Raw genomic sequence first — 15,724 nt, 5'->3', positions numbered from 1 at the left:
ACGACCAGGTCGAGGCCCTGTCCATGGCCGACCAGGTCGCGGTGCTCAAGGAGGGGAAGGTGCAACAGGTCGGAACGCCGACCGAGGTGTACGAGCGTCCAGCCAACCAGTGGGTCGCAGGATTCGTCGGGAGCCCGCCGATCAGCCTGCTCGCCTGCCACGCCGAGGGCGATCGTCTGGTCGGCGCTGAAGGGTGGACGCTGCCGAGGCCCCGCTGGGCCACGGCCGAGGACGGTCGTGCGCTGATGCTGGGCCTGCGCGCGGAGGACCTGTCCGTCGAGCAGCGTGGGAACGCGTCGTTGTCGGGTGAGCTCTACGGGCTTGAGCCGCTCGGTGACCGGACAGTGGTCGACGTCCGAGTGGGGACGGAGATCCTCAAGGTCAAGGCACGACCCACCGTCACCGGTACGCCGGGCGAGCGGCTGCTTGTCACTGTCGACCTGGATCGTGCGCACCTGTTTGATGCGGGCACCGGGCTGTCGCTGTCCGAGGCGGGGCGGTAACCGCGCCGGGCGGCGACGGCAACATGCGCCCGTACGGGGCAATCGAGCGTCGGACCGTCACCAGTGTGCACGGCCTGACGACGGTGGGACGGCCGTGGCGATCGCTGAGGCACGCCGGACATCACCAGGAAGATCACAGGAGGCGACGCGATGAGTGACCCGATGGACGTCCTGGCCCCCGAGCACCGGCGGCTCCGGATCGGCGACGCCTGGCGCGACGCCGCAAGCGGAGCCACCTTTGCCGTCGAGGACCCGGCCACCGGCAAGACCATCGCCGAGGTGGCGGACGCCGACGTCGTCGACGGGCTCGCCGCTCTGGACGCGGCCAGCAAGGCAATGGCGGAGTGGGCGGCCACCCCGCCGCGGAAACGGTCGGAGTTGTTGACCGCGACGTACCGGGCACTGACCGAGCGATCCGAGGAGGTCGCCCGGCTGATAACGCTCGAGATGGGCAAGCCGCTCGCCGAGGCTCGGGGAGAGGTGGCCTACGGCGCCGAGTTCTTCCGATGGTTCGCCGAGGAGGCGGTACGCGTCGAGGGGCGCTACAGCACCGCTCCGGCAGGTGGATATCGCATCCTCACCGTGCCGAAGCCGGTCGGACCGTGCGTCTTCGTGACGCCCTGGAACTTTCCGTTGGCCATGGGTGCCCGCAAGATCGCTCCTGCGCTGGCCGCGGGCTGCACGACGATCACCAAGCCAGCGGCCCAGACGCCACTCACCATGCTGTTCCTGGCCCGCATCATGGAGGAGGTCGGCGTTCCCCCGGGCGTCGTCAACGTGGTGACCACCAAGCGCGCCGGCGCGGTGGTCTCAGCACTGCTGGCCGACAGTCGGACCCGCAAGCTCTCGTTCACCGGGTCGACCGAGGTCGGGCGCGTGCTGCTACGACAGGCTGCGGACAACGTGCTGCGTACCTCAATGGAACTGGGCGGCAACGCGGCCTTGATCGTGTGTGCCGACGCTGACCTGGACGTCGCGCTCGACGGTGCCATGGTGGCCAAGATGCGCAACATCGGGGAGTCCTGCATCGCGGCCAACCGGATCTACGTCGAGGAGCCGGTGCGCGAGGAGTTCACGGCGCGCTTCGCGGAGCGGATGGGTGCGCTTTCGGTGGGCCATGGTCTCGACGAGGGTGTGGACGTCGGGGCGTTGATCGACGAGGCCTCGGTCACCAAGATCGAGGAGCTCGTCGCCGACGCGGTCGATCGCGGCGCCCGGCTCCTGGTGGGCGGCGAGCGCCCGGATGGGCCGGGCCACTTCTACCCGCCCACCGTCCTCGTCGACGTGCCCGAAGATGCGCGGATGCTGCAGGCGGAGATCTTCGGGCCGGTGGCGCCGATCATCTCGTTCACGTCCGACGACGAGGTGATGGCGAAGGCCAACGACACCGAGCACGGCCTGGCCGGATACATCTTCACCCGTGACCTCCAGCGGGCGCTCCGGTTCGCCGAGGGGCTGGAGACGGGGATGCTCGGCATCAACCGTGGCCTGATATCGGACCCGTCAGCTCCGTTCGGAGGCGTGAAGCAGTCCGGGATCGGCAAGGAGGGGTCGCACGAGGGCGTCCTTGAATACCTCGACCTCACCTATGTGGCGATCGACCTACCGTGACCGCCTGCGCCTTCCGGGCCAACCTTGCCGACGCCGTCCCGGTCTCGCAGGTGACCTGGACGTCCGCCCAGCACATCGCCGCCGACGTTCCGGAGAGGCACTGACATGCTTGAGACCTTCCGCGGACCACGCCAGCTGATAGTGGGCGAAGGGGTCGCGCAGAACATCCCACGAGTGGTGGCCGAGAGTGGCTCGCGAGTCCTCATCGTGACCGACCAGGTTCTTCTGGGGCAGCCGGGCGTGGCCGAGATCGTGGCCGCCGTGCGGGAAAAGGTCAAGGTCGTCGGGGTATTTTCCGACGCGACTCCAGACGTGCCACTCTCCGATGTGGCCCTGGCGGTCTCGGTCGCCGCCGAGGTGGACGCCGACGTGATCCTCGCCATCGGTGGTGGCACGGTGATTGACCTCGCCAAAATCGTCGGCGTCATCCGGCGCCACGGTGGGACGCCGCGCGACTTCTACGGCGAGTCGAAGGTGCCGGGGCCGACGCTTCCTCTCGTCGCGGTCCCGACGACGTCAGGCACCGGCTCCGAGCTCACACCCGTCTCGGTGTTGACCGACCCGGACCGCGAGCTGAAGGTGGGGGTTTCCAGCGTCCACATCGTGCCCGACTTCGCCATCGTCGACCCCGAACTCACCTACACCTGCCCTGCGAACGTCACCGCCCACTCCGGCATCGACGCGTTCTGTCACGCGGTGGAGAGCTACACCGCGCGACCCCGGGCCCACGGACCGCGGGACCCGGTGGAGCAGGTGTTCCTCGGCCGCAATCCGATCACCGACCACTACGCGCTCCTGGCCGCGGAGCGGATCGCCCGTAGCTTGCGGCGTGCTGTCCGGGACGGAGGCGACACGGACGCGCGCGCGGACATGTCCTACGGCTCCATGCTCGCCGGGCTTGCATTTTCCCACGCGGGCAACGCGGCCCCGCATGCTCTCCAGTACCCCATCGGCGCAGCCACGCACACCCCGCACGGCCTGGGCGTCGGGCTGCTACTGCCCTACGCGCTGGACGCGGCCAGGGATGCCATCAGCGATCGGTTGGCCATCCTCGCCGCGGTGTGCGGGCTCGACGTGAACGGCGCCTCGGATGCCGAGGCCGCAGACACGTTCCTCACCTGGCTCGACGGGCTCCTTGCCGACATCGGCATCCCTCCCACCTTGGCGGACATCGGCGTGGCACGCGCCGACCTCCCGCGCTTCGCGGAAATGGCCAGTGGGGTCACCCGCTTGATCCAGAACCATGCAGGCCCGACCGACACCGCCAGCCTGACCGCGATCCTCGAAGCGGCCTGGACCGGGGATCGGACCCGACACGTCCTGACTCCGAGCGGAGACAGTGACCGCCCTTCCACATGACGACGAGTCCCCTGTGGGGCGGCCAAGGCGAGCGCGAGCCGGCCGCCGGGGTGATCGCGACGGCGACGGCCTGGTCGACGTTCGCTTCACGGTTGTGGCCCCCGGCGGCATCGATGAAGCAGCCAGGTGACCAGGTCCACTCACCTCCATCTGAGCGGCGGCTGATCATGTGCTACGGTAACCGAGTTGCAGTTTTGATTTCCGTAGACGTTTTTCAGCGCCTGATGGGGTATCAAACCCATCCAGGCGCTTTTTCGTTTTCGTGTCGTTTCGACGCGGGTGATCAACGCAGCGGCGTAAGGGTCCGCACAGTGCGGTCTCTAACAGCCTGCGAGGAGCAGACATGACTACAGGTACCGTGAAGTGGTTCAACGCCGACAAGGGCTTCGGCTTCATCAGCCCGGACGACGGCGGCGCCGACGTCTTCGCCCACTTCTCCGCGATCTCGGCGAGCGGCTTCCGTAGCCTCGACGAGAACCAGAAGGTGGAGTTCGACATCACCCAGGGCCAGAAGGGCCCGCAGGCGGAGAACATCCGCCCGCTCTGATCCACACTCTGCTAACGGCGGCCCGACTGATTCAGCGGGCCGCCGTTCGGCGTTTCATACGCTCACCACGGCATCTCAACGCTCACTGGACTGGGACGAAGGTGGCGGCCAACACCCGCCAGTTGCCGTCCTCACGCACCCACAGCCGGGTGTAGCGCAACCGCGCGGACATAACGGCACCGCCCTGAACGGCATCCACCGCAGCGACCGTGCGGGTCACCCCGGTCTCACCGTCTTCCTGGACGTCGAGCGACTCCTCCACCAGGTTGGTGATTCGCAGGGCCCCCGAGCGGTAGCTCTCCAGGTCATCTTCCTTGGTAAAAACCGTGCCATCCGGTCCAGCACCCACGACCTGGGGGTGCAGAAGCGCGTCGAGGGACTCGACATCGGCGGCGCGCTGAGCGGCTTGAAGCTGCCGTTCCGCAGTCTGGAGATCCATCCAGCGATCCTCTACAGCGCCCCGCACCAAGACAAGCGGATTCGCTCGCGGCAGAACGGCAACGTCAGCCCAGCTCGGTGAGGCGACACGAACCATCGCCCGTCACCGGCGATGCATGCCAACGTTGGTAAGAGCTGGAACAGCGTAGGGTCAGTGTGCAGTGAAGACTTCGCGCCGCCGCGCGAGTCTTCCGTCACCTGCACGCCGCGATCAGGCGAGTACCACGCTGCACGTTCACCGACCTGCTCCAGGAGGTTCGATCATGTCCAAGGACTCGACGAGCAAGGCGAACGTCAAGAAGAAGGGTAAGACGATCAAGGAGAAGCAGACTGCGAAGCGCCTGAAGCGCGACGAGCAGAACGGGAATTCTTCAAACATCGTGTCCACCGGGCGCTGACGCCGGCAGCATCGCTCAAATGTCCAAGTGCGGCGATGAAGGTGGGGGCTGACGATCGTCGGATCCCCACCTGCCGCAGCGGCATAGATCTGCGGCGAGGGCCGCTCGGCTGCCCTCGCCGACACCGCTCGGGAAGTTGCACGACACTGTTGTCCACACCGATGCCCCGTCGATGGAGTCACGTCCGGGCGGTCGCTGCCAGAGCGGACAGTGCCGTGCTCACCACGTCCGACACCGACGGGGACATCCGCACGCGCTGAGCGCGAGGCCCAGCGGCGACCCGCTCAAGGGCACCCCCGCCGGCCCGGATCGCCGGGGGCCGACCTCCCGGCGCTGTCAGCCGCTGGTCGCGCTGGCCGACATACGGGCGCGGTACGCGGCGACGGCCGCACGATTTCCGCAACGACCGTCGCAGTACCTCTTGGACCTGTTCTTGGAGAGGTCCACCATCACGTTGTGGCACTCGGGGTGGGCGCACGAGCGTAGCCGGCGAAGCTCTCCCTGACGAAGCAGGTCGGCAACGGCGATCGATGTTCTGATGGCAAAGCGGGCCGCTAGTGGCGCATCCGCGGGCGCGACCTCCAAGCGGTAACCCCACTTGCCGCATTTGACCAGCTGTGGAAGTGCATTGAACTCGTGGAGCAGTTGATTGACCACGCTCGCCGCGGTGTCTCCGGTTGCCTGCCAGAGTTCACGGAGGCGGGGGCGGAGGCTGCGGAGCGTCTGCAGGTCGTTCCTGCCACAAGCCGGCCCCTCATCCCAGGCCAGGATCTGGACAATGCGTCTGAGCACGGCATCGTCGGGCTGGACGCCGTCTCCTCCGGTCGTGTTCACCAGCGCCGCAGCGGCAACCAGTGCCCGTGCCGCGTCATGAGGGAGGACGGTGCTGGCCCCCTCATGCCCACCGGTGTCGGATCCTGTCCGCCATCGGAGCGCGTCTCCGTTGGCCAGGTCCGGTTCGTCGAAGGAGGCCATCAGCTGGTCACCGCCGACATCTCGGACGGCAGGCGAACCCGGCCGCGAAGCCCTGGCCTGTGACGTGATCCGGTCGATGGCACTGGCCTGATCGGACAGGAGCCGTACGGACCGAACCACCCCGCCTGCGACGGCTGGCTCCCCGCGGGTCCGGTGAGCCGCGCTGTCACCGTGCGCTGGAGGTCGGGGCCACCGGCCAGTCGATGTCGGAGGCCGAGGCGGGGCTGGTCGTGCACAGCACGGAGACGAGGACGGCAACGGCGATCATGGCGCACCTACGCACAGTCAACTCCAGATTTGAGGGATGCGGGTGAGGGCAAAGCCGGCGGTCGTACCGCGTCGGGTTGTCCGCTCTGGTACGACCAACCTATCTGGAGCACCATGGCTTGGCAAGGTTTTGCCAGAGGTTGGCACGAGTGAATCTCCGTTTAGGCAACTGCGGTTAAGGTGCGGAAATACGCCACAGATAGGGACAGGCCGGCCATGCCACCGGCACGTAGTCGCACGTTCATCGACCAGAGCACAGCCACGGAAGACCTCCCGTGTTGCCTCGCATATGCCAAGCCCGTTGTCTCGGACAGCGCAGATCCCCACCCATGCGTCGAGCCGGGGCCGCCCACACGGCGGTGACCCGGCTCCCCGCGGCTGCTGGCCGGCCTCGGTCAGCCGAGCACCCGCTTCAGCCAGCCAACGCGGGCCTGGTGGGCGGTTCGAGACACCGTGGCGGTAGGTACCCACTCGTCGAAACTGTGGAACGCGCCCGACCAGACGTGCAGCTCGGCCTGCCCACCGGCACGCCAGATCCGGCTCGCGTACTCGATGCCCTCGTCGCGCAGCGCCTCAACCGAGCCCACTTCAATGAAGGCTGGCGGCAGACCAGACAGGTCCATCGCCCGCGCCGGAGCGGCGTAACAGGACACTGCCGGCAGGCCTCGGCGCTCGCCGAGCAGCGCGGTCCAGCCCGCTTCATTGGACAGCCCGTCCCACAGGCCGACCCGGCCGAGCTGACGGCAGGAGTCCGAGGCGCACCGGTCGTCCAGCATCGGGAACTGCAGCAGCTGCCCCTTGGGCCTGAGACCACCGCGGTCCCGCGCGAGCAGGGCCAGGCCGGCAGCCAGGGCGCCACCGGCACTGTTACCGCTCAACACGATCCGGTCGGGATCAAGGCCGAGGGAGGTGGCGTGACTGGCGAGCCACAGCAGCCCGGCATAGCAGTCCTCCACCGGGGCCGGATCCGGGTGCTCGGGCGCGAGCCGGTATTCGACCGACACCACGGCGAGGGAGAGCGCCTGAGCTCGGTCGAGCTCGCCGATGAGCTCGGTGCTGCGGTGGCTGCCGGCCACCATGCCGCCGCCGTGGGTGTGATAGACCACCGGAACCGGCGTGGTGACGCCCACCGGTCGGCAGATCAGCAGAGTGATGTCAGGGGCACCGGCCGGGCCGGGGACCTTCCGTTCCTCGATCTCGAACGCCCCATCGCGGCGGATCTGCGCGTCGGTCAGACGGCCGGTCCGGGAGCGTTGCCGTCGGTCGGCGATCAGGTCGACGGTGAGTGGCATCGGCAGCTCGGACAGGATCGCCGACAGCGGACCGGCCAGCTCGGGGTCGAACGGTGGTGGGACTGCGGCGGCCACGGTCCCGGTCATCACGCCTCCTCCAGCAGTGCCAGAGCGTCCACTTCGAGCAGCAGGTCCGGGCGGTAGAGCGCGACCACCTGCACGACGGTGCTGGCCGGTGGCCGGGAGGTGTCGATGAACTCGTCGCGCACCGCCAGCACCGTCGGTACGAACGCGACGTCGGTGACGAACCAGGTGAGCTTGACGACGTCGTCGAAGCTGCCGCCGGCTGCGGCGAGACAGCGGCCCATGTTGGTGAAGACCTGCCGCGCCTGCGCCTCGGGATCGCCGGGGCCGACCAGCTCCCCATCGGCGTCGAACGCCATCTGCCCGGCGATGGCGGCGAGCCGGCCCCGCGCGACGACGACGTGGGTGTAACCGGAGCTTGGCTGCACACCGGCGGGCTCGGCCAGGTGGGTGATGCGGGGTGTTGGCACAGTGTCCTCCCGAGGATTCGGTGATGGTGCGGGCGTACGCGACCACCGCGGCTCCAGGACGCCGAGTGATCGGGGCCTGATTGCCGGGCGGGCGCGGCGGTGGTCGCCGGTTACCGCGCCCGCAGCCGGACCGGCAGGCTCTCCGTGCCGTTGACAGCGATCGAGCTGACCCGGCGGGCGGGGCCGTCCAACTCGATCGCGTACGCCCCGTCGAGCAACTCGGAGAAGAGCACCCGCATCTGTGCCCGGGCCAGCGTGGCACCGATGCAGAAGTGCTCACCGACGGCGAGGGCGATGTGCCGATTCGGCGTACGCGTGATGTCGAACTCGTACGGGTTGGTGAACACGTCCTCGTCACGGTTGGCGGAGGGAAGCCAGAGCACGACCTTGTCGCCGGGGGCGATGCGCTGCCCGCGCAGTTGGTACGGGCGCGTGGCGGTCCGCACGCTGTGGGTGGCGCTCGATGTCCACCGCATGATCTCCTCGATCGCGCTGGGCAACAGCGCACGGTCCTGAGCGAGGCGTTTCCACTGCTGCGGGTGTTCGAGTAACGCCTGTGCCCCGCCAATGAGGGCCAGCCGGCCGTTCTCGGTGGCGCCGACGAGGTTCTCGCAGTTGAGCACGACCTCGATCTCGGTGAGCAGGTCACCGCCCACGGTGCCGTGCAGCAGCGCGCTCACCAGGTCGTCGGTCGGTTCCTCCATCCGGCGGTACAGCAGGTCCATGAAGTAGTCGACGATGTCGGGGTGGGAGACGAGCGAGCTGTGGGCCGCGAAAGCCTCGTCGGTCCATCGGTACAGCTTGTCGTGGTCGGCTTCGGGCACCCCGAGGATGTGCGCGATCGTCATCAGGGACAGCCGTCCCGCCACGTCGGTCGCGAAGTCGCAGGTGTCCTGCTCTGCCGCGCGGTCCAGGACGCCCTGGACACTGGCGCGCACGTAGCCCTCCAACGCCCGCACCGCGCGGGTGTTGAACCAACCGGCCATCAGTGTCCGCAGCTGCTTGTGGCGGGGGGCGTCGGTGAGCGCGAGCGTGAGGTTGCCGCCCGGATCGGGGCCAGCTGCGGCTGGCCGCAGCAGCACGCCCTGCGCCGAGCTGAACGTGGCGCTGTCCTGGTAGACCGCTCGGATGTCCGCATGCCTGGTCAGTGACCAGAATCCGGGCAGCTCGGTCGCGGGCTGCCAGTGCACCGGGGCTTCGGCGCGCATCCACGCCCACAGTGGGTGCGGATCGCCGGTGGCGTACAGGTCCGAGTCGGTGAGCCGGGACAGCGGCGGCGTGCCGGCAATGGCCCGGCCGGACGCGTCGATCTCCGCTGGCTCGGTGGTGGTGGCCGGAATGGTGCTGATGGTCATGGCCGGACTGCTCCCGTCGCCTGGCTGTACACGTACTCGGAAAAGTGCTTGGCGAGGTCGGCCGCGGTTTTCCCGGTGACCACCGCGGGGTTGTAGGTGACCTCCAGCCGCAGGCCGTCGCCGTCGGGCCACAGCTCGGCGTGCAACTCCAAGGGCAGGTCGAGATACGGCTGCCGGACGAAGGTGACGCGGGCGTCCGGAAGCTCCAGCTCGGGTACGGCATTGTTCTGGTAGGCGAACAGCGTCTGGTACGCCGGTGGCCGCCCGGTCTCGCCGAGCAGGTGGAACCCGGCCAGACTCTGGGCCGCGAGCATCTGCTGGACGGTACGGCCCACGATCCGGACCGCACCGGTGTCACCGGCGCACGCGGCATCGCGCAGTCGCAGGCAGACCATGGTGATGTGGCAGCCGATCGCGCGTTCCAGGGCAGGGTCGTCGCGGCGGGCCACCGGCACCCCGAAGGCGACGTCCCGCTGGCCGGTGACGTCGGCGACGCTGGCCGCCCAGAGGGCGAGGAGGACGACGAAGCGGGTGACGTTGGCTGCTGCGGCGGCGGCGTCAACGGCCGCGAGGGCGTCCGCGGCCAGCCTGACCTCGACCCGCTCGGGTTGCCGGCGCGACCTGATCGGCACGATCGCGGTTGGTGCCGTCGTGCCTGTAGAGGGGTCGAACGCGGTCATACCGTCGGCTGCGGCGCTCTCGGCGGGTGCAACGCGGCCGTCGGATTCCGTGCCATCGCCGTCGAGGGTTGACGGATCGGACGACCACCGCAACGGCGGCACACCCGCCAGGGCGGCGCGCACCTCGGCGAGGCGGCGTTCGGGCTCGGCCAGTCGGCAGCGGGCCAGTTCGGCGCGGACCAGGTCGGCCAGGGCGGGGCCGGGCCCGAGCGCGACCGCGAGCCGGTCGGGGTCGGCGTCGCCCAGGGCGATCCGGTACGCGGTGCCGAGATCGTTGGCGAGGACGGCCTCGGACCAGCCGTCGAAGGCGACGTGGTGCACCGCGCATCCGAACACGGCCGTGGGCGCTGCCGGCTCCAGCACGTCGACAGGCACGAGGACGGTGTGCCACACCTGGGCGTCCTGCGGTGCGAGCGGCGCGGCGAGCGCCTCGCGGGCGGCGGCGAGGGCCGCGTCGACGCCGGCCTGCGGCGGCAGCACAGTCAGCGCGGGCGCCGGCACGTCGTCGGGACACGCCGCCGGCTCCGGGTCGAGCAGGTATGCCGCGCGCAGTGACTCGTGCCGCAGGTGTACGGCAGCGATCGCGACGGACAGGGCCGACCTGTCGAGTTCGCCCTCGACGACCCAGCTGAGCAGGCAGTGCCCGGTACGGTCGGCCGGGTTCAGCAGTTCCCGGGTCAGTTGCATGACCTGAACGGCGGTCAGCGGGGCCGCGTCGTCGTCGGGTACTGACAGGGCCGCCTCCCGCCCTGCCCCCGCGACGGCGGTCGCGTCGGACAGCCGGCGAGCGAGGCCGGTGACTGTCGGGCACTCGTACACCCAGGACACCGGCACCGGAATGCCGGTGCGCGCCGAGAGACGGGCACACACCCGGCCGGCGTCGAGCGAGGTCAGGCCCATCTCGGGGAACGGCGTGTCCAGCGGGATCGTGCCGACACCGAGGACGGCGGCGGCGCACTCGGCGACGTCGCGCAGCACCGGGTCGCCGAGGGTGGCCGGGTCGCAGCCCGCAGCCGGGTCGGAGTTGACAGCGGGGGGTGTCAGCAGCGCCAGCAGCGCCCGCTCGTCCAGCTTGCCCTGGGCGGTGAGCGGAAACGCGGCGACGCTGACCACTGCGGCCGGACGGTGGTAGGCGACGAGCGCGTCGCGGATCCGGGACGTCGCCTCGGGCAGCGGGTCACCGTCGCGGACGGGCACGCAGAACGCCACCAGCTCCCGGTCGCCGCGGCCGGTGGCGCGGGCCACCACCCGGCAGTGTCGTACGTCGGAGAGCAGTTCCTCGATCTGGCGTTCGACCTCGGCCGGCTCCACCCGGTTGCCACGGATCTTGAGCTGACGGTCGGCGCGGCCGGTCAGGTGCAGCAGTCCGTCCTCGTCCCAGGTGCCGAGGTCGCCGGTGCGGTAGGCGCGGACCTCACGATCGCCGACGCGGATCCGGGTGAACTTGGCGGCGGTGAGGGCGGGGTCACCGAGGTACTCGATCGCCAGGCCGTCGCCGGCCAGGCAGATCTCGCCGGTTTCGTCGACGGCGCAGGGGCGCTGTCCGTCCAACACGTACACCTCGGTGCCGGGCACGGGTCGCCCGAGTGGAATGCCGCCGGGCCGCTCGCAGTCGTCGGCGCGGATGCGGTGGGTGGTGGCGAAGACCGTGCACTCGACCGGGCCGTAACCGTTGAGCAGGACGGTGTCGGGATGCAGCCCCAGGAACCGGCGTACGTGCGGCACGGACAGCCGCTCCCCGCCGATCATCACCTGGTCCAGGCCCTCGAACGCGTCGGGCGCCTCGTCCATGATCAGGTTGAACAGGCTTGCGGTGCACCACGCGGTGTTCGCACCGTGCCGGGCCACCCCGTGGCGCAGGGCCGACGCCGACAGGTAGGGATCGGCCACGATCACCGAGGTGCCCCCGTTGAGCAGGGCGGACCACAGTTCGAGGGAGAACGCGTCCCAGGGGGTGGCGGCCGCGAGCGGGATCACCGTCCGGTGGTCGAAGCGGGCGAAGCCGCCGGGCTGCAACAGGCGGGCGGTGGCCCCGTGCGGGCTGACCACCCCCTTCGGCCGGCCAGTCGTGCCGGAGGTGAAGAAGACGCAACACGGGTCGGCAGCGGCGACGGCCACGGACCGGAAGCCGGGGCCCGCGCTGACCGGTGCGGCCGAGATCGGCCATGCCGGCACCGCAAGGTCCCCGGCTGGTTCGGTGCCGGTGACCACCAGTGGGGGCCGCAGGTCCGTGAGCACGGCGTCGAGGCGCGGCGCGGGCCAGTCCGGCGGCAGCAGGCAGTAGGCGGCTCCGGTCTTGAGCACCGCCAGCAGCGCGACGACCAGGTCGGCGCTGCGTGGCAGCAGGATCGGCACCCGGTCGCCGGGTCGCACCCCGGCGGCGACCAGGCCCGCCGCCCAGGCATCCGCGGCGGCGTCGAGCTGCGCGTACGTGATCGTGCTAGGGCCCTCCACGACGGCGACGGCGCCGGGTCGCCACCGCGCCTGCCGGGCCACGGTCTCGTGCAGCCCTTCCGCCGGAGCGGTGTTGGGCGAGCCGACCGACCATCGCGGGTCTGCGTGCACGCTGTTTCCCCTCGTCGGTACCTCTCGGGGTGATCAGGCGACGTGCGTCGCCATGTTCAACACGAACGTTGCCATGACATTGCCTAGTCTGGCAACCTACTGGCAAGCCCGGGCATGTAGACCGCATCGATCCACGCCGGACGGTGCTCCTGGTGACCGATCAAAGGTGGGTGCATGGCACGCGACCGTTCCCTCGATATCGCCGTATCCGGCATGGCCGGCAGGTTTCCCGGCTCACCGGAGCTGACCCAGTGGTGGGACGCTCTCACTGCCGGCCGGGTGCTCACCCGTCGTTACCAGCGACAGGAACTCGCCTCCGAAGGTGTGCCCCCGGACCTGCTCGACGACCCGGACTACGTGGCGGTGCACGGCCACCTCGCCGACGCCGACCGGTTCGACCACGTGCTGTTCCGGATGAGCCCGCGCGAGGCCGAGATGCTCGACCCGCAGCACCGGCTGATGCTGGAGTGCGCCTGGTCGGCCCTTGAGGACGCCGGCGCCAACCCGCTCGACACCGGCCTCGCCACCGGTGTGTTCGCCAGCGCCAGCAGCAGCGACTACCTGCGGCGGATGGTAGCCGGCGGCCAGCTCACGCCGCTGACACTGGAGGACGCGCTGCACGGCACCGAGCCCGACTTCCTGGCCAGCCTCCTGTCCTACCGGCTGAACCTGAACGGCCCCGCACTGGCGGTGCAGACCGCCTGCTCGTCGTCGCTGGTGGCGGTACACCTCGCCGTGCAGGCACTGCTCAACGGCGACTGCGACCAAGCGCTCGTGGTCGCCGCCGGGATGGCCTTCCCACAGGCGGGGCACCTGCACGTGCCCGGCGGCATCCACTCCCCCACCGGTCACTGCCGCCCGTTCGACGCCAGCGCCGACGGCATCGTCGCCGGGTCCGGTGTCGCCTGCGTGGTGCTGCGGCGCCTCGCCGACGCCCTCGACGACGGTCCCGCCCCGCACGGGGTCATCCTGGGTACCGCCATCAACAACGACGGCTCGGCGAAGGCGGGCTACTACGCGCCGTCCGTCGAAGGCCAACAGGCCGTCATCCGCGCTGCCCTGCGGGCCGCCGACGTCGACGGCGACTCCATCGGATACCTGGAGAGCCACGGCACCGGCACCCGCATCGGCGACCCCATCGAGTGGGCGGCCGCATCCGCGGCCCTGCGCGCGAGTGGTGCCCGCCCCGGCCAGGTCGCTGTGGGCGCGCTGAAGGCGAACACCGGCCACCTCGACAACGCCGCGGGTGTGGCCGGCCTGATCAAGGCGATCATGGTGGTCCGGGAAGGGGTGATCCCTCCGGTCGCCGGGCACAGCACGCTCAACCCGCTCCTCGAACAGGACGGGTCGCCGCTGTACGTGCCCGAGCAGGCTCGGTCATGGCCCGGCACGGAACCTCGGCGCGCCGGGGTCAGCGCGTTCGGTGTCGGCGGCACCAACGCCCACGTGGTCGTGGAGCAGCCCCCGGTCGAGAGCACCGCCCCCCGCGGCGCCCGCCCCGGCCGCCACCTGGTCGTGCTGTCCGCAGCCGATGATGCCGCGCTGGACCGCGCCGCCACCCGGCTCGCCGCGCACCTCCGCACCCACGACGTCCTGCCGCAGGACGTGGTGCGCACCCTGGCTACCGGCCGAGCACACCTGGCCGAGCGACTCGCCGTCGTCGCAACCGACACCGACGAACTCGCCGAGCGGCTGGAGTCCCGTGGCACCACCGCGCACTGCCGCGTGCCCACGACCGGCCCGGCACCGCTGGTGTTCGCCTTTCCCGGGCAGGGCGCCCAGTACCCCGGCATGGCCCGGCCGCTGGCCGCCGACCTGCCGGGCTTCAGCGCCGCGCTGGCGACAGTGCTCGACGAGTACGGCCCCACCACCGCTGAACTGGTCGGCCGCGCGCTGCTCGACCCCGGGTTCCCCGCCGACGACCTGGCCGAGACCGCCCTGGCCCAGCCCGCCCTGTTCGCTGTGGAGTACGCCGCCGCGATGGCGCTGCGCGAGCTCGGCCTGCACCCGGCGGCCGTCACCGGGCACAGTCTCGGCGAGATCACCGCCGCGTGCGTGGCCGGTGTGCTCGACCTGGCCGACGCCGCCCGGCTGGTGACCGTGCGCGGGGCGGCCATGCAGCAGTGCCCACCCGGTGCCATGCTCGCCCTGACCTGCGGCGAACAGGAGACTGCTGACCTGGTACGCGCATCCGGCCTGGCGCTGGAGACCGCTGCCGTCAACTCTCCCGACCACACCGTGGTGGCCGGCCCGCCGGACGTCGTCGACGCTTTTGAGGCCTGGCTGAGCGGCCGGGTGCGTGCGCGGCGGCTGCGCAGCCGGCGCGCGTTCCACACCGCGCTCGTCGACGCCGCGGTTGCGCCATTGCGGGATGCACTGGCCGGGATGCGACTCGGACCGCCCACGCTGCCGTGGGCAACGAACAGCGGTGAACTGCTCCTCCCGGGAGCCCCTGTTGGCGCGACCCTGTTCACCGCACAGGCGCGCCACACGGTGCGGTTCGGACCATCACTGCGACGGCTGGGCGAGCGGTTCGCCGATGCGATCGTGGTCGAGGTCGGGCCAGGGCACGCACTGTCCACTCTGGTGGAAAACGGCGGCCTCACGGCCGTGCCGCTGTGCGGCGGTCGGCCCGGCGCCGACGACGAGGCGGTGCCCACCGCCCTGGGACGACTGTGGACCGTCGGGCAGCCGGTGGAGATCGGCGCGACGTGTCCCACCGGGCGCCGCGTCCACCTTCCCGGCTACGCCTTCCACGGGCCACGCCACCTGGCCGCCGAGGCCAGACCGGCGCCCGCCGGGCACAACCCGCCGGCTGTCGTCCCGCTGCCCGTCACCGCCCCGGCGGCGGCTGCGACCGCGTTCGCGACCGGGCGCGACAGCGGCATCGGCGCGGCGCCCGGCGCCGACCGACCGGCCAGGGCCTTCGAGCAGGACGTGCCGTCGCTGCTCGGCCGGCTGTGGACCGATCTGCTCGGTCGGGACCAGTTGTCCGATGACGCCGACTTCTTCGCGCTGGGCGGCGACTCGCTGAGCATCACCCACCTGGCTCGCCGGCTACGTACCGAACTCGGCATCCGGGTGCCGATCCGCGACCTCATGACCCGCCCGACGCTCGGCGATCACACGTCGATGTGCCGAGCCCTGGTCGACAGCGACCGCGCACCTGTCGCGGTTGGCTGATCGACGCCGGGGCGGCCGCCGTCCGCCGCTACCGCACCTCCGTCCGCACCCTTGTCA

The 15,724-nt window shown here is 70.6% G+C and carries 12 protein-coding genes; 6 read left to right on the top strand and 6 right to left on the bottom strand.

What is annotated here, in order from left to right; genetic code table 11:
* The 4 genes from KBX34_RS26560 to KBX34_RS26545 all read left to right on the top strand — a co-directional run.
* On the top strand, positions 1-503 hold a 503-nt coding region (locus KBX34_RS26560; RefSeq protein WP_210927625.1), incomplete at its 5' end, for a TOBE domain-containing protein.
* Positions 504-653: 150 nt separating this feature from the next.
* Positions 654-2,114, top strand: a complete 1,461-nt coding sequence (locus tag KBX34_RS26555) for an NAD-dependent succinate-semialdehyde dehydrogenase (protein WP_210927623.1) — start codon at positions 654-656, stop codon at positions 2,112-2,114.
* Positions 2,115-2,219: 105 nt separating this feature from the next.
* The gene (locus KBX34_RS26550; RefSeq protein ID WP_210792664.1) at positions 2,220-3,473 is read left to right on the top strand and encodes an iron-containing alcohol dehydrogenase; all 1,254 of its coding nucleotides are present in this window, start codon (positions 2,220-2,222) and stop codon (positions 3,471-3,473) included.
* Positions 3,474-3,816: 343 nt separating this feature from the next.
* Positions 3,817-4,020 (top strand): cold-shock protein, encoded by a 204-nt coding sequence (locus KBX34_RS26545; RefSeq protein WP_013283833.1) that lies wholly within the window; start codon positions 3,817-3,819, stop codon positions 4,018-4,020.
* Positions 4,021-4,102: 82 nt separating this feature from the next.
* On the opposite strand, the gene KBX34_RS26540 is transcribed toward KBX34_RS26545, so the two are convergent.
* Positions 4,103-4,459 (bottom strand): nuclear transport factor 2 family protein, encoded by a 357-nt coding sequence (locus tag KBX34_RS26540; RefSeq protein ID WP_210792663.1) that lies wholly within the window; start codon positions 4,457-4,459, stop codon positions 4,103-4,105.
* Positions 4,460-4,721: 262 nt separating this feature from the next.
* On the opposite strand from KBX34_RS26540, the gene KBX34_RS34115 reads away from it, so the two are divergent.
* A complete protein-coding gene (locus KBX34_RS34115; RefSeq protein WP_255508804.1) occupies positions 4,722-4,856 on the top strand; it encodes a hypothetical protein in 135 nt (44 codons plus the stop codon).
* A 336-nt stretch (positions 4,857-5,192) separates the two neighbouring features.
* Here KBX34_RS34115 and KBX34_RS26535 read toward each other — a convergent pair whose 3' ends face one another.
* The 5 genes from KBX34_RS26535 to KBX34_RS26515 form a co-directional block, all read right to left on the bottom strand.
* Positions 5,193-5,831 carry a CGNR zinc finger domain-containing protein gene (locus tag KBX34_RS26535; protein ID WP_210792662.1) on the bottom strand — a complete coding sequence of 213 codons (639 nt, stop codon included), beginning with the start codon at positions 5,829-5,831 and terminating at the stop codon, positions 5,193-5,195.
* Between the two features lie 662 nt (positions 5,832-6,493).
* Positions 6,494-7,477 carry an alpha/beta hydrolase gene (locus KBX34_RS26530; protein ID WP_210792661.1) on the bottom strand — a complete coding sequence of 328 codons (984 nt, stop codon included), beginning with the start codon at positions 7,475-7,477 and terminating at the stop codon, positions 6,494-6,496.
* Complete coding sequence (locus tag KBX34_RS26525) at positions 7,477-7,884, bottom strand: RidA family protein (protein ID WP_088947628.1); 408 nt, start codon at positions 7,882-7,884, stop codon at positions 7,477-7,479. The genes KBX34_RS26530 and KBX34_RS26525 overlap by 1 nt, the downstream gene beginning before the upstream one ends.
* Before the next feature lie 110 nt (positions 7,885-7,994).
* Complete coding sequence (locus KBX34_RS26520) at positions 7,995-9,239, bottom strand: cytochrome P450 (protein ID WP_210927621.1); 1,245 nt, start codon at positions 9,237-9,239, stop codon at positions 7,995-7,997.
* Positions 9,236-12,484: an AMP-binding protein gene (locus KBX34_RS26515; RefSeq protein WP_210927619.1), complete on the bottom strand. Its 3,249-nt coding sequence runs from the start codon at positions 12,482-12,484 to the stop codon at positions 9,236-9,238. The genes KBX34_RS26520 and KBX34_RS26515 overlap by 4 nt, the downstream gene beginning before the upstream one ends.
* A gap of 174 nt (positions 12,485-12,658) precedes the next feature.
* Between KBX34_RS26515 and KBX34_RS26510 the strand changes: the two genes are divergently transcribed.
* On the top strand, positions 12,659-15,667 hold the full coding sequence (locus tag KBX34_RS26510) for a type I polyketide synthase (protein ID WP_210927617.1): 3,009 nt from the start codon (positions 12,659-12,661) through the stop codon (positions 15,665-15,667).
* The last annotated feature ends 57 nt before the right edge of the window (positions 15,668-15,724 follow it).

The organism is Micromonospora sp. M61, assembly GCF_018070245.1.
GTDB lineage: Bacteria > Actinomycetota > Actinomycetes > Mycobacteriales > Micromonosporaceae > Micromonospora > Micromonospora zamorensis.
This window is presented reverse-complemented; position numbering and strand designations above follow the sequence as displayed.

Excerpts from the sequence above, each read along its gene's own strand:
- KBX34_RS26540 (WP_210792663.1), bottom strand. The coding sequence starts at position 4,459 with ATGGATCTCCAGACTGCGGAACGGCAGCTTCAAGCCGCTCAGCGCGCC.
- KBX34_RS26555 (WP_210927623.1), top strand. The coding sequence starts at position 654 with ATGAGTGACCCGATGGACGTCCTGGCCCCCGAGCACCGGCGGCTCCGG.
- KBX34_RS26530 (WP_210792661.1), bottom strand. The coding sequence starts at position 7,477 with ATGACCGGGACCGTGGCCGCCGCAGTCCCACCACCGTTCGACCCCGAG.
- KBX34_RS26510 (WP_210927617.1), top strand. The coding sequence starts at position 12,659 with ATGGCACGCGACCGTTCCCTCGATATCGCCGTATCCGGCATGGCCGGC.
- KBX34_RS26520 (WP_210927621.1), bottom strand. The coding sequence starts at position 9,239 with ATGACCATCAGCACCATTCCGGCCACCACCACCGAGCCAGCGGAGATC.
- KBX34_RS26545 (WP_013283833.1), top strand. The coding sequence starts at position 3,817 with ATGACTACAGGTACCGTGAAGTGGTTCAACGCCGACAAGGGCTTCGGC.
- KBX34_RS26535 (WP_210792662.1), bottom strand. The coding sequence starts at position 5,831 with ATGGCCTCCTTCGACGAACCGGACCTGGCCAACGGAGACGCGCTCCGA.
- KBX34_RS34115 (WP_255508804.1), top strand. The coding sequence starts at position 4,722 with ATGTCCAAGGACTCGACGAGCAAGGCGAACGTCAAGAAGAAGGGTAAG.
- KBX34_RS26550 (WP_210792664.1), top strand. The coding sequence starts at position 2,220 with ATGCTTGAGACCTTCCGCGGACCACGCCAGCTGATAGTGGGCGAAGGG.